The sequence below is a fragment of the Flavobacterium inviolabile genome (assembly GCF_013389455.1).
Lineage (GTDB): Bacteria > Bacteroidota > Bacteroidia > Flavobacteriales > Flavobacteriaceae > Flavobacterium > Flavobacterium inviolabile.
Map to the genome: position 1 here is coordinate 3,792,363 of NZ_CP058278.1, position 19,764 is coordinate 3,812,126.

Annotated in this window: 17 protein-coding genes; 13 read left to right on the forward strand and 4 right to left on the reverse strand. The window is 40.3% G+C overall.

What is annotated here, in order from left to right:
* Positions 1 to 18: 18 nt before the first annotated feature.
* Complete coding sequence (locus HW120_RS17140; protein WP_177735832.1) at positions 19 to 1,116, reverse strand: DegT/DnrJ/EryC1/StrS family aminotransferase; 1,098 nt, start codon at positions 1,114 to 1,116, stop codon at positions 19 to 21.
* Complete coding sequence (locus HW120_RS17145) at positions 1,113 to 2,090, reverse strand: GNAT family protein (protein WP_177735834.1); 978 nt, start codon at positions 2,088 to 2,090, stop codon at positions 1,113 to 1,115. The genes HW120_RS17140 and HW120_RS17145 overlap by 4 nt, the downstream gene beginning before the upstream one ends.
* Before the next feature lie 141 nt (positions 2,091 to 2,231).
* On the opposite strand from HW120_RS17145, the gene HW120_RS17150 reads away from it, so the two are divergent.
* Positions 2,232 to 4,016, forward strand: coding sequence for a T9SS type B sorting domain-containing protein (locus HW120_RS17150; RefSeq protein WP_246297012.1), 1,785 nt, complete (start codon positions 2,232 to 2,234; stop codon positions 4,014 to 4,016).
* On the opposite strand, the gene HW120_RS17155 is transcribed toward HW120_RS17150, so the two are convergent.
* Together HW120_RS17155 and HW120_RS17160 are read right to left on the reverse strand one after the other, a co-directional pair.
* Positions 4,013 to 4,624: a trimeric intracellular cation channel family protein gene (locus HW120_RS17155; protein ID WP_177735836.1), complete on the reverse strand. Its 612-nt coding sequence runs from the start codon at positions 4,622 to 4,624 to the stop codon at positions 4,013 to 4,015. The two genes, HW120_RS17150 and HW120_RS17155, sit on opposite strands and share 4 nt — an antisense overlap.
* A gap of 40 nt (positions 4,625 to 4,664) precedes the next feature.
* On the reverse strand, positions 4,665 to 5,408 hold the full coding sequence (locus tag HW120_RS17160; RefSeq protein WP_177735838.1) for an RDD family protein: 744 nt from the start codon (positions 5,406 to 5,408) through the stop codon (positions 4,665 to 4,667).
* Between the two features lie 27 nt (positions 5,409 to 5,435).
* Here HW120_RS17160 and HW120_RS17165 point away from each other — a divergent pair, with 27 nt between their 5' ends.
* The 12 genes from HW120_RS17165 to HW120_RS17220 all read left to right on the forward strand — a co-directional run bounded on the left by HW120_RS17165 (position 5,436) and on the right by HW120_RS17220 (position 19,754).
* Positions 5,436 to 6,416 (forward strand): stage II sporulation protein M, encoded by a 981-nt coding sequence (locus tag HW120_RS17165; protein ID WP_177735840.1) that lies wholly within the window; start codon positions 5,436 to 5,438, stop codon positions 6,414 to 6,416.
* A complete protein-coding gene (locus HW120_RS17170; RefSeq protein ID WP_177735842.1) occupies positions 6,400 to 7,344 on the forward strand; it encodes a hypothetical protein in 945 nt (314 codons plus the stop codon). Before HW120_RS17165 ends, HW120_RS17170 begins: the two co-directional genes overlap by 17 nt.
* Positions 7,325 to 8,086: a DUF4129 domain-containing protein gene (locus HW120_RS17175; protein WP_177735844.1), complete on the forward strand. Its 762-nt coding sequence runs from the start codon at positions 7,325 to 7,327 to the stop codon at positions 8,084 to 8,086. The genes HW120_RS17170 and HW120_RS17175 overlap by 20 nt, the downstream gene beginning before the upstream one ends.
* Positions 8,086 to 9,279: a DUF4350 domain-containing protein gene (locus HW120_RS17180; protein WP_177735846.1), complete on the forward strand. Its 1,194-nt coding sequence runs from the start codon at positions 8,086 to 8,088 to the stop codon at positions 9,277 to 9,279. Before HW120_RS17175 ends, HW120_RS17180 begins: the two co-directional genes overlap by 1 nt.
* Before the next feature lies 1 nt (position 9,280).
* On the forward strand, positions 9,281 to 10,300 hold the full coding sequence (locus HW120_RS17185) for an AAA family ATPase (RefSeq protein WP_177735848.1): 1,020 nt from the start codon (positions 9,281 to 9,283) through the stop codon (positions 10,298 to 10,300).
* Between the two features lie 37 nt (positions 10,301 to 10,337).
* The gene (locus HW120_RS17190; protein WP_177735850.1) at positions 10,338 to 11,669 is read left to right on the forward strand and encodes a DUF58 domain-containing protein; all 1,332 of its coding nucleotides are present in this window, start codon (positions 10,338 to 10,340) and stop codon (positions 11,667 to 11,669) included.
* A 25-nt stretch (positions 11,670 to 11,694) separates the two neighbouring features.
* Entirely contained in the window at positions 11,695 to 12,912 is a 1,218-nt protein-coding gene (locus HW120_RS17895) for a porin family protein (protein ID WP_177735852.1), read from the forward strand.
* A gap of 164 nt (positions 12,913 to 13,076) precedes the next feature.
* Complete coding sequence (locus HW120_RS17200; protein WP_177735854.1) at positions 13,077 to 13,874, forward strand: TrmH family RNA methyltransferase; 798 nt, start codon at positions 13,077 to 13,079, stop codon at positions 13,872 to 13,874.
* 18 nt (positions 13,875 to 13,892) lie between these two features.
* A complete protein-coding gene (locus tag HW120_RS17205) occupies positions 13,893 to 15,437 on the forward strand; it encodes a serine hydrolase (protein ID WP_177735856.1) in 1,545 nt (514 codons plus the stop codon).
* Positions 15,438 to 15,565: 128 nt separating this feature from the next.
* Positions 15,566 to 17,785, forward strand: coding sequence for a RelA/SpoT family protein (locus tag HW120_RS17210; RefSeq protein WP_177735858.1), 2,220 nt, complete (start codon positions 15,566 to 15,568; stop codon positions 17,783 to 17,785).
* Positions 17,786 to 17,973: 188 nt separating this feature from the next.
* Positions 17,974 to 18,423, forward strand: coding sequence for a Fur family transcriptional regulator (locus HW120_RS17215; protein ID WP_177735860.1), 450 nt, complete (start codon positions 17,974 to 17,976; stop codon positions 18,421 to 18,423).
* Positions 18,424 to 18,482: 59 nt separating this feature from the next.
* A complete protein-coding gene (locus HW120_RS17220; RefSeq protein WP_177735862.1) occupies positions 18,483 to 19,754 on the forward strand; it encodes an adenylosuccinate synthase in 1,272 nt (423 codons plus the stop codon).
* The last annotated feature ends 10 nt before the right edge of the window (positions 19,755 to 19,764 follow it).

The window sequence follows — 19,764 nt, forward strand, 5'->3', positions numbered from 1 at the left end:
TCTTTGTTATACCGCAAACTAATACTGGTTTAACATCTGAATAATATGTGTAATCTCCGTATCGGTCAAAGCCGAATGGAGCGGGATACTCAAAACTTCCCGGTGTATTTTTTCGGTGATCGGGAAAGACAAACCATGAAACTGCGGCAATGCTTTTTGCTGATGCGGCGGAACCGGATAGTGTATCAGCGTACCGATACCGTTTTCCTTTAAATATGCTGCCAACATATCCCGGTTTGCTGTTTGCACAACAAACAGATGAAAGGCATGATTTTCAGAACCGTCATAATAAGGCAATGCAATTTTCGGGTTGTTAATCTCCGCCAGATAGCGCTTTACGATTTTTCTTCGTTGCTGATTTTCGGCATCAACAGCTGGTAATTTTATATTTAAAACGCCGGCCTGCAATTCATCCAAACGGCTGTTAACGCCTATAAAGTCGTTGATATATTTCACTTCCGAGCCGTAATTCCGTAAAGCGGAAATCATTTTAGCCAGGGCTTCATCATTTGTAGTAACCGCACCGGCATCGCCCAAAGCGCCCAGATTTTTCCCGGGATAAAAACTAAATCCGGCAGCATGACCGATATTACCCGCTTTTTTCCCGTTTAAAACGGCACCATGTGCCTGGGCTGCATCTTCAATGACCAATAAGTCATGCTTTTCCGCAAGTTCCATAATCCGGTTCATATCCGCCAATTGCCCGTACAGGTGAACCGGTAAAACGGCTTTCGTTTTCGAGCTGACCGCTTTTTCCATCGCTATCGGGCTAATGTTGTATGTATCCGGATCGGGTTCTGCCAATACCGGAACCAGATCCGCCTGCAAAACAGCTAAAATACTGGCGATATATGTATTCGCCGGTACGATAACCTCATCCCCTTTCCGGAGTTTTCCCAATTCGATATACGCTTTTAAAATAAGCGTTAAAGCATCCAGTCCGTTTCCAACGCCTATGCAGTATTTCACACCGCAGTAGGCTGCAAAACCGGTTTCAAATGTTTTCACTTCATTTCCTAAAATATACCATCCGCCTGCTAAAAAAGATTCGAATTTCTCTTTCAGAAGCGGTTCATAAGGCTGGTTTATTTTTTTGAGATCTAAAAACGGTATCATATTAGTACGTTGTCAAGATTAGAGAAATTGGCGGTATTCACTTTATAGAAATTCTGAACAATCGTTCTGGCTCCAAAACTTTCTTTCCAGAAGGATAAGCCCTGATTGATGTTTTTCCCCTGGTTTTCGTTGGAAATACCAAAATCAAAATAGTTTTTATTACGGAACACGCTTGTCAGCAAATAGTGGTGCAGGAAATCCAGGCTACCCGACTCATTTTTAGTTTCATTCCCCGATATATATTGCAGATGCGCAACTTCCGGTGTTTCAAATACGGTAGTTCCGGCTACAAGCTGCTCTCCGGAATACACATTAAACTGCCGGATATTCTGAGGGAATTTCGCCTGTAAACCGGTTATTTCTTCCAAAGAATGCACGGGTTTTGCGCCGTGTTTTTTTTGCAGGTTGGGTACCAGTATTTCGTTCCAGAACGATTCAAAACCGGTTGTTTCTTTTACGATCAATTGATTTTTCACCCCTTTTGCCACCCCTTCTTTCCTCCCTTTATCCAATCTGACCGGGTTGTTCATCTGTATTACCGCCATACTGTCTCTCCGAATCAGTTCGGCTTCAGTCAGAAACAATATGTATTCCAGCTCTTCCGAAGGATATGCCGTATAAATGTGGGGCAGTATTTTTAAATAAAGCGTGGCAATCCCGTTTTCATGCAGGAATTGTAAAACCGCTTTAAAAATTTTCAGGATTTTTTCCAGTTTCAGTTTATCGGAATAAACCAGTCCGCCATAGGTTAACCCCTGATGGGAATGCAGTACATTACCAGCAATATTAGCCGGCAAAACGGCCACAAGTTTTTCTTTTTCGAAAACCAATAAGGAATGGTCTTCAAACCGGTCCTGATGGTATTCCATAAAATCACGGTGAAAAAGAAATGTGGCATTCTTGGCCTGATTTATAAAATCATTCCATGCAATAAAATCTTTTTTACTGTATTTTCTTATAATGTAATTTTCCACGCAAGTCCTATAAACTTTGGAAATGTACTACTTTTTTATGAATTTTTTGTTTTAGAATTCATCCATTTTACAACATATTAGTATTTTGGTATTCAAATAATTAGTATTTTTAGAACCATTTAATTGCTAATTAAAATGCCGGTGATAAGACAATTACACCTTATTATCTTATTTCTTTCCTTGTTTTTACCTGATTCCGCAAAGAGTCAGGACATCAGTCTGTACCATCAATTCAACGGACGTTATGACTTTACATTTATAGGCAATACCCTGAATCCGCAGGAGAATTCTTTTCAGACTGTTCCGGCGGTTTACACTACCTCATCGGCCAGTTTAAATTTAGCACCCGGAAATAGTATTAAAAAGGCGTATCTGTATTGGGCAGGCTGCGGTCCGGGAGATTTCAACATCAAATTAAACAATCAGCCCATCACTGCCGACCGGACATTCAGCCATGAAAGAACCACATCGGGGATTACATTGGGCTATTTCAGTGCTTTTAAAGATGTGACCACATTGGTACAGCAGTCCGGAAACGGCGAATATACCGTGTCCGACCTGGATGTATCGGACTATATCGCTGCCCATTTTCAGCGAAAAACAAACTTTGCCGGCTGGGCCATCATCATTGTTTATGAAAACAGCAGTCTCCCGTTAAACCAGTTAAATATTTATGACGGTATGCAGGCTGTTCCGGACATCATTAACATTACCCTTTCCAGCCTGAATGTAATTGACAATCAAAATGCCCGGATCGGGTTTTTAGCCTGGGAAGGCGATAGGGATATTGCTGTGAACGAAACCCTGCGCATTAATGGTAATGTACTGAGCAATCCGCCTTTAAATCCGGCAAACAATGCTTTTAACGGCACAAACAGTATCACCGGCAGTTCTGTGCTTTACAATATGGATCTGGACATTTATGATATTCAGGACAATATTCATGTGGGCGATACCACAGCAGCTATAGAGCTTACTTCCGGCCAGGATTTTGTAATGGTCAATGCCATCGTTACCAAATTAAACAGCCAGCTTCCCGACGCTACGGTAAGCATTGACGATATTGGCCTGACCTGTAATTCCAGAGCGGTAACCATAGATTTTACCGTTTACAACCTGGAAAGCACCAATGCGCTGCCGCAGGGAACCAAAGTTAAGATCTATGCCAATGACAATCTGGTTGGTACTTTTGCCACCCTGCACGCTATCCCGGTAGACGGACAGGAAAGCCAGTTGGTAACCGTTCAGATTCCCGAAACCGTTTTTTCGCCTTTCGATTTGAAAATCGTGGTAGATCCGGATGAACAGGTTATAGAAATTAACGAAGACAACAATACTTTCCACACCAGCATTACGACGATTATATCACCAAAAATCAATACTCCGGAACCTTTAAAAGTCTGCAATAAAGGTCTGGGTTCCGGTTATTTTGATTTTTCAGATTATGAAAACTTCGTCAAGACCAACCCCAATCAGACTGTCAGCTTTTATGAGAGCAGTGCCGATGCGGAGAATATCATCAATCCGATAACAAATACGTTTCATTATTTTGTAGCCCATGCCCCTAAAGAAATCTTTGTGCGCGTTACAGATGAAAACTGCCACACCATTACTTCTTTCACGCTAAACACCTATAACTGTCCTCCTAACGTCTATAATGCCGTATCGCCAAACGGAGACAATCTTAACGACACCTTTTTTATTGACGGGCTGCGTAATATCTTTTTGAATTTTGAGCTTTTTATCTACAACCGATGGGGTAAATTAGTCTGGAGCGGCAATCATGCTTCCGATGACTGGAGCGGTTTTATTAAAGACGGCGTAGGACATCAACTGGCTCCGGAAGGGACCTATTTTTATATCTTAAAACTAAACGACCCGGATTATCCCGATGCGTTAACGGGGTATTTATACCTTACGCGTTAGCGGTTTTCCTTGTGCTCCAGAGTGGGCAGCGACCATTGGAATTTTACAGCCATTAACCGGATAACGATAATCACAACGGAAGTGGTCAGATACAACACATCCTCTGCTACATTCCATTTTTTTAAAAGAAAGAAAACAACACCGCCAATAATACAAATGGTAGCATAAATCTCTTTTCTGAAAATTACCGGAATGTCATTGCACAGAATATCCCGGATAACACCGCCGAAACAAGCTGTCATCGTACCCAAAGCGATACAAATAATGGGGTGAAGATGGATCGCAATCCCTTTTTCGAGTCCGATTAACGTGAAAACACCCAAACCGACCGTATCAAACAGGAATAAAGAAGTTCTTAATTTGTCCAGACTTTTCCGGAACACTAAGGCTAAAAAATACCCTAAGGTAATCATGTAAACATAGTCCAGATTTTGCATCCACCCTACAGGCGTGCGTCCAATGAGGACATCCCGCAGCGTACCGCCGCCAACAGCGGTAACAAACGCTATTATAAAAACACCAAACGGGTCCATTTTTTTATTCATTGCCGTTAAGGCTCCGGATAAAGCAAAAGCCATAGTCCCTAAAATATCAAGTAGCTGAAACATTCTTTTCTTTTTATTATTCTTTGATAAACACCAATACTGCCTACATATTGCGGGTGTAGTAGTTGTAGTCTTTTAAAATTGTCCGTATAAAATCACTGTCGTTCCCGGACTGGCTTTTTATTCCGGCAACCGATTCCACTTTTTCCCTTAATTTGTATATAATATTAAAGTCTTGCCCGCGTAAAGCCGCTTCAAAGGTTTCTTTAATAATCCGGACATCATTATCCGAAAGTTTGATTACCAACGGATATGTCGGCACATAATCGTTATCGATTTCCTGCAGGATCGTATGATTGATATTGACATTTTGCTTTAAGCTGATCACCGCTGTTCCGGCGGCCATATCGCCCAACCGCTGGTTCTTTTTAGTGGCTACAATTGCAATCAGCCCGATAAGGCCGTATCCGATACTGAATTCTACAATACGAAAAAGCCAGCGCATTAAGTAATCGCCAAAACCAGCCTGATAGCCGTCAATCTTAATGACTTTAATTTTCAGGATCTTTTTACCGAACGTCTGCCCTTCCATCAGGCTTTCCTGAAGTAGGGAATACAGCATTACCGGCAGTGCAAAAAGCATGATCACAGCTCCTTTCGTCCACATATCCGCATTTCTCAGAAATTCACTAATGCCCAGCCAGTAAAAAAAGATATAAAAAACGGCAATACCATACGCTATTTTAATAACCGTATCCAGAATTTGCGCAACAATCCGGTCACCCACGGAAGCAGTCCTGAAACTTATATTAACATTTTGCGTAGTAACTATTGATAATTCTGACATATTTTATATTTTAGCTGTTTGTGAATTATGAGAGAAGTTGCGTTTATAAAACAAAATAAAGAAAAATGGCTTGAATTTGAGCAAGCAATCTTCGGTAAATCTAAAAAAAATCCGGATGAGCTGGCCAGTTTGTATATTCATTTAATGAATGACCTCTCCTATGCACAAACGTACTATCCTAAAAGCAAGACCGTTGTTTACCTGAATTACCTGGCTTCTCAGATATACCAGAAAATTTACAAGAACAAAAGAGAAGAAACGAACCGGCTGGTTTATTTCTTTAAAACCGAAGTTCCGTTACTCGTTTACGAATACCGCCGTTACCTGCTTTATGCCTTTATCCTGTTCTTTATGAGTGTGGGTATCGGAGTGCTTTCGGCTCAAAATGACGCTACTTTTGTACGACTGATACTGAGTGATGGCTATGTCAATCAGACCCTTGAAAACATAAAAGACGGAAATCCCGTTGCGATATACAAAAGCGGCAGCAACTGGTCGACCTTTATCGGGATCACCATAAACAACCTGATGGTGGGCATGCGCTGCTATATTTACGGGATCTTTGCCGGTATCGGTACCTTTTTTGTGCTGATCCAAAACGCCATTATGCTGGGTTCTTTCCAATACTTTTTTTATCAGGAAAAAGTATTTTGGGAAAGTGTACGCGGTATCTGGATTCACGGCGCAATGGAAATTTTTGGTATCGTGATCGAATCGGCCGCCGGTTTTATTTTGGGTGCCAGTATTTTATTCCCGAAAACATTCTCCCGACTGAATTCTTTTAAAACCGGTTTTAAAAACAGTCTGAAAATATTCCTGAGTACGATTCCTTTTACCATCGCAGCAGGATTTCTGGAAGGTTTTATTACCCGTTATTCCATTGATATGCCCAGAGCATTGAATGTTCTGATCATTGTAGGCACGCTGGCACTTATTTCATATTATTACCTGATCTATCCTTTTATTCTCCATAAAAAACACCATAGAAAACATGTTCCAACTTTTTAAACGAAGAAATTTCAGTGAATTTGTAGGTGACACGTTTACCTTTTTTAATCTTTACGGGAAACATTATTTCAAAAACTACCTTATCATAAACGGCGGCTTACTGCTCATTTTATTAGTATTGGTTTATTTTGTGTCGCAAATTTTCTTTGAAGGATTTTTTTCCAATATAAGCACCGGATTTTCAGACAACCAGCTGGATGCCATTATCAATAACAATATCGGATTGTTTATCGGCTCCGGAGCCTTCGCAATGATACTGATCCTGCTCATCAGCTTACTGAGCTATACTTATCCTGTAGTCTATTTAAACCTGTCTGAGAAAAACACTGCTTTTTCAACAGGGGATATTGTTAATGCCATTAAAGCCAAAACCGGTAAGGTAATAACCTTTTTCCTGGCCTCACTGGTCATCGTCTTCCCGCTTCTGGCAGTCGGGCTTGCCCTGTGTTTCGCCCTGATCTTCATTATCATCGGGGTACCGATAATCATGATTTTTATCCCGGCTTTTATCAGTTGGTATTCGTTAAGTTTTTATGATTACCTTTCAACAGACAACGGTTATTTTGAATCCCTGGGAAGAGGATGGAAAATGATGCAGCCGAAAATATGGCATGTGGTTGGCTCCACCATCATCATGTATATCATTATACAGGTCGCTATGGGAATTATCACCATGATTCCTTATGTTATGGGTGTTGCCTCGATATTTACAGATCTGGATAATCCCAATGCCGTACCGAATCCCGAAAAATTTTCCTTTTTTATGATGATGATGGTTCTGGTAATGGTACTTTCCATTTTACTGAACTTTATTTTTCAGAATCTGCTTCTCGTTAATCATGGCATCGTTTATTATAGCCTCCGGGAAGAATCGGAAAACAATACCCCAAAAAGTGAAATTGATTTGATTGGAACAGACCGTGAATAAATTCATCGCATACATATTACTTTTCTTTCTTTGCTTACCGCTTTCGGCACAACCGAAAACCGGAACGAATGCTGCTGTGGTAAAAGAAACAGCTCCGGTTCGGATCGATTCTTCGGTGACCACAATAATACCGTTTAAAAAAGATTTTAAAGAACATTACCAGGGCGACGATTTTCAGTATGAAACAATTGTAAAAGAGCCTACCGTTTGGGATAATTTTAAAGCCTGGCTGCTGCATTGGCTTGAACGCATCTTCTCCTCAGGCATAAATGGCAGAAACTTAACGGCTTTTGAGATCATTGTTAAAATCCTGGTTTTTGCAATCATTATTTTTATCGTTTACCTGATCGTTAAAACAATCCTTAACAAAGAAGGGAAATGGATTTTTGGAAAATCATCCAAAAAGAAAATTACCACGGCCAATATCACGGAAGAAGACATTCACAATATCGATTTTCAAAAAATGATCCGCGATTCCAAGAACAAACAGGATTATCGTCTCAGCATCCGGTACTATTACCTGTGGCTGCTAAAACGACTATCTGACAGAACGCTGATAGAATGGGACATCGAAAAAACCAATTCCGACTACCTGTATGAACTTAAAGACGAAAAGCTCCGCCAGGATTTCAAATACCTGTCGTATATCTATGACTACAGCTGGTATGGGGAATTCGAATTGAATGAAGCGGTATTTGAAAAATCGGAAAAAGCATTCGTAAACACAATAAACTCCATCTGATGAACAGGACACTGAAAATATATATCGCATTTTTGGTACTGATTATCGCTGGAATAATCGCTTTGGATACCAACCGGTCAAAACCGATCAACTGGGCACCAACCTATGCCACTCAGGACAAAATTCCGCTGGGTTTATATGTCCTGGACCACGAGATTAAAGATTTATTTCCCAAACAGAAGATCGAACGTTTCGGGACTTCCGTTTATGAATATTTTGACCCGAAATACAATTTTGCCGATTCCACCTATAATGCCAAAGGAACCGTCCTGATCATTGCCGAAGGAAGTGATCTTGACCCGACTTCGACAGAGGAATTATTATATTTTGTCGATCACGGAAATACGGCTTTCCTGAGTATGAAAAGCTTTCCGGAAAAAATTGCCGACACTTTAAAATTCAGCCTGGAGAGCGATTTTGCTTTCGCAGATAAAATAAAATTCAGCCTGACCGCTAAAAATGTCAGACAGCAGTCATTTGAGTTCGACAGAGGAGCCGGCTCCGTATATTTTAATTCCATTGACACCTTAAGTACCCAGATATTAGGTTATCAGGAAACCAATGCCGTAAAAACGGTTAACTTTATCAAGGTACCTTATGGGATGGGTTATTTTTACCTGCACACGCAGCCCACTGTTTTTTCAAATTACAGTTTGCTGAAAGGCAATAATGCGGCTTATTGTGCTGCAATACTGGGAAAAATCCCCAAAACAGGAAGCCTGTACTGGCAGTCTTATAGCTATAACGACAACAATATATCCAGCTCACCGATGCGCTACATCCTCAGTCAGCCTGCTTTAAAATGGGCCTGGTATCTTTTCCTTATCGGCATGCTGATCTTTATGATTTTTAACGCCAAACGCCGCCAAAGAGTCATCCCGATCAAAATACCGCTGCAAAATACCACTGTAGATTTTACAAAAACAATTGGTAATTTGTATTTACAGGAAGGCAATCACCACCTGATCATTGAAAAAAAGATCATTTATTTCCTTGAAAAAGTGCGCAATGACTATATGTTGGATACTTTTGATTTAGACGAGAATTTTATACAGCGCCTGCATCAGAAAACAGGAAAGGACAAAGCCCTGATCGAAAATGTTGTCCGATTGATCAAAAAACACAGAAATCATTTAGAAAGCTCCCAAAAGGACGTTATCGAAATCAGTAAAGCAATAGAAAAATTAAAGTAATATGGATACTTTTGACAATAATCACACCGAGCAAACCGAACAAACCGAAAATGTAAATTTCGGGACACGACTGGATCTTACCGCTCTTTTAGAGAGTGTAAACAATATTAAAAAAGAATTGGGAACGGTAATTGTCGGTCAGGAAAAAATCATTGACCAGCTTTTAGCCGCGATCCTTTCCAACGGTCACGTTTTATTGGAAGGTGTTCCGGGCGTTGCCAAAACAATTACGGCAAAATTGCTTTCCAAAACGCTGGATCTGGGTTTCAGCCGCATCCAGTTTACACCGGATTTAATGCCTTCTGATATTTTAGGAACTTCTGTTTTCGATTTGTCAAAATCGGCTTTTGAGTTTAAAAAAGGACCTGTTTTTTCAAATTTCATCCTGATTGACGAGATCAACCGTGCCCCGGCAAAAACACAGGCGGCACTTTTTGAAGTTATGGAAGAACGCCAGATAACCATTGATGGCAAAACCTATGTCCTGGATACGCCGTTTTTGGTAATTGCAACCCAAAACCCGATTGAACAGGAAGGTACCTACCGTTTACCGGAAGCACAGCTGGATCGTTTCCTTTTCAAAATCAATATTGATTACCCTAATCTGGACGAAGAAATTGCCATTATTCAACGGGAGAATGTATTACAGGACCGAAACAAACTGGAATCGGTTAAACAGGTGGTCATTAAAAGCGATATCCTGAATTATCAGAGCCTGGTAAAACAGATTATCATCGAACAAAACCTGATCGAATACATTGCCAAAATCGTGATGAATTCCCGTGAAAATGCCTTTTTATATCTGGGTGCTTCTCCCCGTGCTTCCATTGCCATTTTAAACGCATCGAAAGCTTTTGCTGCGCTTCGCGGACGGGATTTCGTAACGCCGGAAGACATCAAAGAAGCCGCCATACCGGTATTACAGCATCGTGTGGTCGTTACACCGGAACGTGAAATGGAAGGTATTACCAGTACCGAAATTATCCGACAGATTGTCGATACCGTTGAAATTCCGCGATAAACCTTAGTTTCGTTTTTTAATTTATACAGCAGCAGCCTTGAATTTCTTTAAAAAGTTATACCTCAACAATCTCTTTTTCTATATTCTGTTAGGAATCATAGTAAGCTTTGTGCTGGCCTATTTTTTCCCGGCCCTGTATCGTGCCTGCTGGCTGTTCCTGCTCATACTGGCTGCTTTTACCGGTATTGACATCCTGCTGTTATTCACTGCCAGACAAAACATAAAGGCCTCACGGGAAGTTCCGGAAAAACTTTCTAACGGAGACGATAACACCATTACCATAAAACTGAGAAACGACTATTCTTTTCCCGTTTCCCTGAAAATAATTGATGAAATCCCTTTTCAGTTCCAGGTCCGCAACTTTGAAGTTAACCGAAAACTGCTAAGCAGTCAAAAAGATCAGTTTCAGTATTTTTTACATCCAACGGAACGCGGAGAATATTTTTTCGGCAACCTGAATATCTATGTTGCCTCGCCTTTGCGATTAATCTCCCGCAGGTTTGCCTTCGATCAGCATCAGCAGGTTCCTGCTTATCCTTCGTTTATCCAGCTGCGCAAATATGATCTGATGGCTTTTTCCAACAACTTATTCCAGTATGGTGTCAAAAAAATACGCCGTATCGGGCATACGATGGAATTTGAACAGATCAAGGAATATGTACAGGGTGATGATATCCGGACGTTAAACTGGAAAGCCACAGCCAAAAGAAATCAGCTAATGGTCAACCAGTTTCAGGATGAAAAGTCACAGAACGTCTACATGGTGATCGATAAAGGCCGTGTGATGAAGATGCCTTTTAACGGCTTAAGCCTGCTGGATTATGCCATTAATGCCACACTGGCTTTATCAAATGTCATCTTAAAAAAACACGACAAAGCAGGAATGCTTACTTTTTCCAAAAAGATTGAAAACCGCGTTATTGCAGAGCGCCGACAGTCGCAAATGCACCTGATTATGGAATCGCTTTACAATATCAAAACCGATTTCTTTGAAAGTGATTTCAGCCGGTTATATGTGGATATTAAGAAAAATATCAGCCAGCGAAGCCTGATTGTCCTGTATACCAATTTTGAAACACTGGATGGCTTGCACCGCCAGCTTCCATACCTTAAAGGAATTGCCAAAAGCCATTTACTGGTTGTGGTATTCTTCAACAATACCGAATTAAACGAATTAATCAATAAGAACATCACCAATGTTCAGGATGTTTACGACCAGACTATCGCTGAAAAATTTGCTTTTGAAAAGCGTCTGATTGTAAACGAACTTAAAAAATACGGTATCTATTCCGTTCTAACCCAACCGGAACACCTAACCTTAGATACCATCAATAAATACCTGGAAATTAAATCAAGAGGAATACTATAAATAACAATTAAATTAAATCTAAACCATGAAAAAAATTTTAGCAATTACATTACTGCTACTTACAAGCGCTTCAATCCATTCTCAGATACATTTTGAAAGTGGCTACATCATTAGAAAGAACAATGAAAAAGTTTCTTGCCTGATTAAAAATTTAGACTGGAGAAACAATCCTAAAGAGATCGAATACAAATTAGGCGACAATCCGGAAATTAAAAAAGAGAATACCACTACCGTCAAAGAATTCGGATTAACCGGCCATAAAGTAAAATTTATCAGTGCTACGGTAAAACTGGATCGTTCTTCGGAAAAATTGAATTCTTTGGGCAGAGACAGAGCACCACAGTTCAGTACCGAAAATTTATTCCTTAGAGTACTTCTTGAAGGCGATGCCAATTTATACCTTTTTGAAGATGAAAATGCTTATAAATTCTTCTATACCCATAACAATTCGGAAGTAGAACCGCTGATTTTCAAATCTTTTTTAAATACAAATTTAGAAATAGACACTAATGACCAGTACAAGCAGCAATTGTGGATGGATTTAAAATGCGAGGGTATCAGCATGAAAGATGTGAACGTACTGAAATATGAAAAAAACAGCTTAATTTCTTTCTTTGAAAAATACAACAAATGTAAAAACCCTGCTGCTGCAGAAGCTACAAGCTTTAAAGAAGAAATTGTACGACCAAATCCTTTCCATATGTCAATCAGACTTGGTTTAAGCAATTCCATCCTTAAAACGGAAAGTATTGCCACGCAATATGGTTATCCGAATATTGACTTTGGAAGCAAAATTTCGATCCGGATTGGGGCTGAATTTGAATATGTATTGCCATTATACCGTAACAAATGGTCCATTATAGCAGAACCTAGTTACCAGTCGTATAAATCGGATGCTACAACAGCAGACGGAAACCATACTGTAGATTACAAATCTTTTGACATTCCGGTTGGTGTTCGTTATTATTTATTCTTAAACGATGACTCTAAAATGTTCTTCAATGGAGTATTCAGTTATAATATCGATTTAGGATCGAAATTAAACTATACGATTTTCAGAAGACCATTGGAAGCAGACGTTAAACCGGACTATAATTTTGCCATCGGTGTAGGATACAAATTTAAAGACCGATACAGCTTTGAGCTGCGATATGCCTTAAATCGTGACTTAACCAATGAAGACCGTGTTTGGGAGAACAAATTCAACTCAACCTCTTTTATTTTAGGATATAAATTATTCTAAAAAATACTATCCTATAAAAGATACCTGTCATTCCTCCGGGTATCTTTTTTTATGAAAATCCTTACTTTACAATAACTGTATGTAAAAAAATATCATTTTGTGATTTTTTTAGTCTTAAAAATCAAAATATAGTTAAATTTACCATCCATTTAAGTGACCAGGCATTGAAACAAATAAGCAGTATTCAGAATCCTTTTATCAAGTCTTTAGTACAATTACAGGAAAAAGCAAAAGCACGAAAACAATCCGGAACCTTCCTTATTGAAGGGCAAAGAGAGATCATGCTGGCTCAGAAAGGCGGTTATGCAATACAGACAGTACTGTTTCTGCCCGACATTATCACTCCGGAAGAAATCTACCGGCTAACCCATACGGATATCGAGATTATTGAAATCTCCAGAGAGGTGTACCAAAAACTGGCCTACCGCGACACTACCGAAGGCATTATTGCTATTGCCGAATCTAAAAACCTGGCCTTATCCGCTTTAAAATTAAAAAAGAATCCGTTGATTCTTGTAGCGGAAGCGCCTGAAAAACCGGGAAATATCGGTGCTCTTTTGCGCACAGCAGATGCAGCCAATCTTGACGCCGTTATTATCGCCAATCCCAAAAGCGATCTATACAACCCGAACATCGTTCGCTCCAGTGTGGGCTGTTTGTTTACAAGACAGATCGCTACCGGAACGACAGCAGAAGTAATTGCTTTTTTGCAGGAAAAAAATATTGCCATATATTGTGCTACCCTGCAGGATTCCACTTCCTATCATACCCAGGATTTCACCACGGCAACCGCGTTAGTTGTGGGAACAGAAGCAACCGGTCTTACCGATAACTGGCGAAACGCCAGCAAGCAAAACATTATCATCCCGATGCAGGGAGAAATTGACTCTATGAATGTATCCGTTGCTGCTGCCATTCTCATTTTTGAGGCCAAAAGACAACGAGGATTTAATATTGAATAAAAAAATTAACCATTTACTATGAATAGATTTTTCTTTTTACTGTTAACAAGCTTTTCGATTGGTGCCCAGATTACGACACCTGAAATCGACGAATTGGTAGACAAAACACTTACAACTTTCGATGTACCCGGAATTGCCGTAGCTGTAGTAAAAGACGGAAAAATAATCCATTCTAAAGGATATGGTGTCAAATCCATCATTACCAAAGAAAAGGTAGATGAAAATACCCTTTTTGGTATTGCCTCAAACAGTAAAGCTTTTACCAGTGCCGCTTTGGCAATCCTGGTAGATGAGAAAAAACTGGACTGGGATGACAAGGTCAAAAAATACATCCCGGAATTTAAAATGTATAACGATTATGTGACCAATGAATTCACCATTCTGGATTTGTTGACACACCGCAGCGGCTTAGGCCTTGGCGCAGGCGATTTGATGATCTGGCCGGACGGTCATAATTTTACGCCTCAGGATATCGTGAACAACATCCAGTACCTGAAGCCGGTTTCCGGTTTCCGTACAAAATACGATTACGACAACCTGTTATATGTTATTGCCGGAGAAGTCATTGAAAAAATAAGCGGGCAAACCTGGGCGGAATTCATAGAACAACGCATCATGAAACCCCTTGCCATGAACAACAGTGTGGGTACCTGGTCCCGGTTAAAGGACACCACCAACACGATAGTTCCCCATGTGCCTATTGACGGAAAACTACAGGTGATCAAACGCTATAAAAGCCCGATACTGGACGCTGCAGGCGGAATTTATTCCAGCGTGAACGACATGAGCAAATGGGCTATGGTACAATTGCAAAAAGGGAAATACGGTCCGAATAAAGAAAAGCAATTGTTCAGCGAAAAAGAACACACCGAAATGTGGACACCGCAAACCATTTTACCCAATAATACCACACCTCCTTACAATACTTTATTCAAAGCCTACGGTTTGGGCTGGCAGTTAAACGACGTAAAAGGAAAATTACAGGCTTCCCATACAGGCGGACTGGAAGGTATTGTAACCCAGGTTACCTTAATTCCGGAATTACAGCTTGGCATTATCGTATTCACGAACCAGCAATCCGGTGCAGCTTTCAATGCGATTACCAACACTATTAAAGACAGCTATCTCGGCATTCCCTATATTGACTACGTGACCAAATACAGCCATCAGAAAATGTCCAGCGAAGCCGAAGCGGATAAAGTAACCGATGAAGTATGGAGTACTGTCGTAAAAAACAAAAAAGACAAAAAGATCAAAATCGATGATAAAAAACTCATCGGTACCTACAAAGACAACTGGCTGGGTGAAATTTCGATTGAGAAGAAAAACGGAAAACTATGTTTTATCTCCAAACGCTCTCCTCAGTTATCCGGTGAAATATTCTTTTATAAAGACAATACTTTTGCCGTAAAATGGTTTAACCGCTATTTCCATGCCGATGCTTTCATGTACCTGACTTTCGATAAAAACGGGCAATTAAACAACATTAAGATGGATGCCATATCGCCGTTAACCGATTTCAGTTACGATTTCCAGGATCTGGACTTTAACCGTATCAAATAACACCAAAGCACTCTTTTCAGGGTGCTTTTTTATTCCTTCAGGCTTTAACGTATTTTATCAAACAATCGGAGTTTCCCTCTTGCAAAAGTCAATTCTTTACATTAAATTTAGGAATTGAATGAATTGTTATGACAGAGATTGATTTAGAACAAGAAAATAAAGCCATCGCCCGCGAATACAAGGAACTTCTTCGCATTAGTTACCAAACCCTTACCGAAGAAGACAAAAAACTGATACGCAAGGCTTTTGACGTTGCTGTTGATGCCCATAAAGACCAGCGTCGCAAATCGGGAGAAGCCTATATCTTCCACCCTATTGCCGTTGCTAAAATCGTGGCCTCCGAAATCGGTCTGGGCGCCACTTCCATTGCCGCTGCTTTAATGCATGATGTAGTTGAAGACACAGACATTACCGTTGCCGATATCGAAAAGATGTTCAATCCGAAAATTGCTAAAATTGTTGACGGATTAACCAAAATAGCAAAAGTAAAAACCGATCAGGAAATTTCGATGCAGGCGGAGAATTTCCGTAAGATGCTGCTGACCTTAAACGATGATGTCCGGGTAATTTTAATCAAAATTGCGGACCGTTTGCACAACATGCAAACGATGGAAAGCATGGTCGATTACAAACAGGCCAAGATCGCTTCCGAAACCCTGTACATATACGCCCCTTTAGCGCACCGTTTAGGGCTTTACAACATCAAAACCCAGCTTGAGGATTTAGGACTAAAATATACCGAACCGGATGTTTACATGGATATTGTAAGCAAAATGAAGGAAACCAAAGAAGAACAGGAAGCCTATATCAAGTCCATTTCCGAGATCCTGAAAAAATCCTTGGACGAAGAAGGAATAGAATACACGATGAAAGGCCGTCCCAAATCCATTTACTCCATCCGGAGAAAAATGCTGGTTCAGGGCGTTACCTTCGATGAAGTATATGACAAATTCGCGCTGAGAATCATCTACAGATCCAAACCACAGGAAGAGAAATTCCTGGCCTGGAAAATCTATTCCATAGTGACCGATCACTACCGCCCGAGCCCGAGCCGTTTGCGCGACTGGATTTCTTCTCCCAAATCAACGGGATACGAAGCCCTGCACATTACCGTGATGGGGCCAAAAGGCCGCTGGGTGGAAATTCAGGTGCGAAGTGAACGTATGGATGAAATCGCCGAAAAAGGATATGCAGCCCATTACAAATACAAACAGGGCGCTACGGAAGAAAACGGGTTGGACGTTTGGCTAAACCAGCTGAAAGAAGCACTCGAAAATTCCGAAACCAATGCTGTTGATTTTGTAGAAGACTTCAAACTCAACCTGTATTCCAAGGAAATATACATTTTTACGCCAAAAGGAGAAATCAAATCCCTGCCCAAAGGTGCCACTTCCCTTGACTTTGCTTTCAGCATTCACTCCGAAGTGGGCATTCACACCCGTGGTACCCGGGTTAACGGTAAATTAGTACCACTCAATCACGTATTAAACAGCGGTGACCAGGTAGAGATCATCACCTCGCCGAACCAGAAACCCAGCCCGAACTGGCTGGACTATGTGACCACATCGCGCGCCCGTAATAAAATTAAAAACGTACTCAACGAGAGTACCAAAAAAATTGCCGAAGACGGAAAAGAATTACTAACCCGAAAATTGAGACATTTAAAGATTGCTTTAAACGAGTCCTCAATCAACGAACTGGTAAACTACTTCAAACTGCAAACCAGTCTGGATCTCTTTTACCGTGTGGGTGCCGGATTAATAGACAACCAGCAGCTCAAAGATTTTGCGGCACAAAAGAACAATACGTTAATCAACTTTTTCAAAAACAAGATCAAGCGTTCGCCTAATGTTCCGTCTGAACAGATACACCGCAACGAGATCATCAAAAACTATGACCTTTTAGTTTTTGGAAAAGAACAGGATAAATTAGATTACAAACTGTCCACCTGCTGCAACCCTATTCCGGGTGATGATGTATTTGGCTTTATCACCATTAACGAAGGTATCAAGGTTCACCGGAAAGACTGCCCGAATGCCATCAGCCTGCAATCCAATTTTGCCTACAGGATTATTCCGGCCAAATGGATTGATTCGTCACAGGAAGAATTTAAAGCCGTGATCAAGATCACCGGTATGGACACTTTAGGACTAACCAATGAGCTGACAAAAGTTATCTCCAACCAGATGCACGTGAACATCCAGAGCATTGCGCTGAGCGGAGAAGCCGGAATATTCAACGGACAGGTTACCGTTGTGGTACAAAACAATACCATCCTGAAAAAATTAATTGACAATATTAAAAAAATAGACGGTATTGAAAAGGTAACACGCGTCCACAAAAATTAAACTACAAAACGATTCGTATTCTTAAAATAAACACCTGGATTCAACGCCAGGTGTTTATTTTTATGATTACGCCTTCCGGTTTCGTTAATAAAAAACTAAAATTTTCACCTCAGTCAACATTACTTTACGAAAACTTTAATCTCCAAAAAATAAAACTTATCTTTGCGGGTATTTCATATTAAACCATAATGGAAAATAATAAAAATCAAGAAATTGTAAAAAACGTATTCACGAAATATCTTGAAGAAAAAGGGCATCGCAAGACGCCTGAGCGTTATGCTATCTTACAGGAAATTTACGACAGTGCCGAGCATTTTGACATTGAATCGTTATACATCAAAATGAAAAATAAAAATTATCGTGTGAGCAGAGCAACGCTTTACAACACGATCGAATTATTATTGGAATGCGGTTTAGTGAGAAGACATCAGTTTGGACAAAATCAGGCACATTACGAAAAATCGTATTTTGACAAACAGCACGATCACATCATCATGACCGATACCGGAGAAGTGATCGAATTCTGTGATCCGAGAATACAGACGATTAAAAAAACCATCGAAGAAATTTTTAATATTGAAATCCACAACCATTCTTTATACCTGTATGGTCAGAAAAAGAAACATACGGAAGAATAATTTTTTCACACGCATACGACAAATAACTATATAAACACAAAACAACAAACAACAACGGAATGACTGTAGATTTGCTACTAGGATTACAGTGGGGAGACGAAGGAAAAGGAAAGATCGTTGACGTACTCACTTCAAAATACGACATTATTGCTCGTTTTCAAGGCGGACCAAACGCCGGACACACATTAGAATTTGACGGAATTAAACACGTTTTGAGAACCATCCCTTCCGGGATTTTTCACCAGAACTCCATTAACATTATCGGAAACGGTGTTGTTATTGATCCTGTCGTTTTCCAAAAAGAACTGGAAGGTCTGGAAAAATTCAACATGGATATCAAATCCAGATTGATCATCTCCAGAAAAGCACATTTAATTTTACCAACACACCGTTTACTGGATGCTGCTTCGGAAGCCTCAAAAGGTAAGGCCAAAATCGGTTCCACACTAAAAGGGATCGGACCGACTTATATGGACAAAACCGGAAGAAACGGATTAAGAGTAGGTGATATTGAATTGGCAGATTTCAAAGAACGTTACCGAACTTTGGCAGACAAGCACGAAGCGATGATTTCGTTCTATGATGTAGACATGCAGTACAACCTTCAGGAACTGGAAGACGAGTTCTTCGAAGCGGTTAAAGTATTACAGACACTAACTTTTGTGGACAGTGAGGAATACCTGAACAAAGCCATGAAAGAAGGAAAATCCATTTTGGCTGAAGGCGCTCAGGGATCACTTCTGGATATTGATTTCGGAACATACCCATTTGTAACTTCCTCAAATACCACTGCTGCCGGAGCCTGTACCGGATTAGGAATTGCACCTAACAAGGTAAAAGATGTTTTCGGTATTTTCAAAGCCTATACAACCCGTGTTGGTAGCGGACCTTTCCCGACAGAACTTCATGACGAAATCGGTCAGACAATGGCCAGAGTTGGTAATGAATTCGGTTCGGTAACCGGAAGAGCACGTCGTTGCGGATGGTTAGATCTGGTAGCCTTAAAATATGCCGTTCAGGTAAACGGGGTTACCCAGTTATACATGATGAAAGGCGATGTACTTTCCGGATTTGATACCTTGAAAGTATGTACCGGATACAACTACAAAGGCGAAGTAATCGACCATTTACCTTACAACATCGAACCGGAAAACGTAACACCGGTATATGTTGAGAAAAAAGGATGGAAAGCAGATCTGACCGGAATGACTTCATACGAAGAATTACCATCAGAATTAAAAGAATATATTGAGTTTATAGAGAAAGAGGTTGAAGTTCCTATTAAAGTGATTTCGGTAGGACCGGACAGAACCCAGACAATTCATAAATAATCCATAAAAA

Bases quoted from the DNA above. Each gene is read 5' to 3' on its own strand.
- HW120_RS17140 (WP_177735832.1), bottom strand. From the start codon at position 1,116: ATGATACCGTTTTTAGATCTCAAAAAAATAAACCAGCCTTATGAACCG.
- HW120_RS17155 (WP_177735836.1), bottom strand. From the start codon at position 4,624: ATGTTTCAGCTACTTGATATTTTAGGGACTATGGCTTTTGCTTTATCC.
- HW120_RS17160 (WP_177735838.1), bottom strand. From the start codon at position 5,408: ATGTCAGAATTATCAATAGTTACTACGCAAAATGTTAATATAAGTTTC.
- HW120_RS17165 (WP_177735840.1), top strand. From the start codon at position 5,436: ATGAGAGAAGTTGCGTTTATAAAACAAAATAAAGAAAAATGGCTTGAA.
- HW120_RS17170 (WP_177735842.1), top strand. From the start codon at position 6,400: ATGTTCCAACTTTTTAAACGAAGAAATTTCAGTGAATTTGTAGGTGAC.
- HW120_RS17180 (WP_177735846.1), top strand. From the start codon at position 8,086: ATGAACAGGACACTGAAAATATATATCGCATTTTTGGTACTGATTATC.
- HW120_RS17185 (WP_177735848.1), top strand. From the start codon at position 9,281: ATGGATACTTTTGACAATAATCACACCGAGCAAACCGAACAAACCGAA.
- HW120_RS17895 (WP_177735852.1), top strand. From the start codon at position 11,695: ATGAAAAAAATTTTAGCAATTACATTACTGCTACTTACAAGCGCTTCA.
- HW120_RS17205 (WP_177735856.1), top strand. From the start codon at position 13,893: ATGAATAGATTTTTCTTTTTACTGTTAACAAGCTTTTCGATTGGTGCC.
- HW120_RS17210 (WP_177735858.1), top strand. From the start codon at position 15,566: ATGACAGAGATTGATTTAGAACAAGAAAATAAAGCCATCGCCCGCGAA.
- HW120_RS17215 (WP_177735860.1), top strand. From the start codon at position 17,974: ATGGAAAATAATAAAAATCAAGAAATTGTAAAAAACGTATTCACGAAA.
- HW120_RS17220 (WP_177735862.1), top strand. From the start codon at position 18,483: ATGACTGTAGATTTGCTACTAGGATTACAGTGGGGAGACGAAGGAAAA.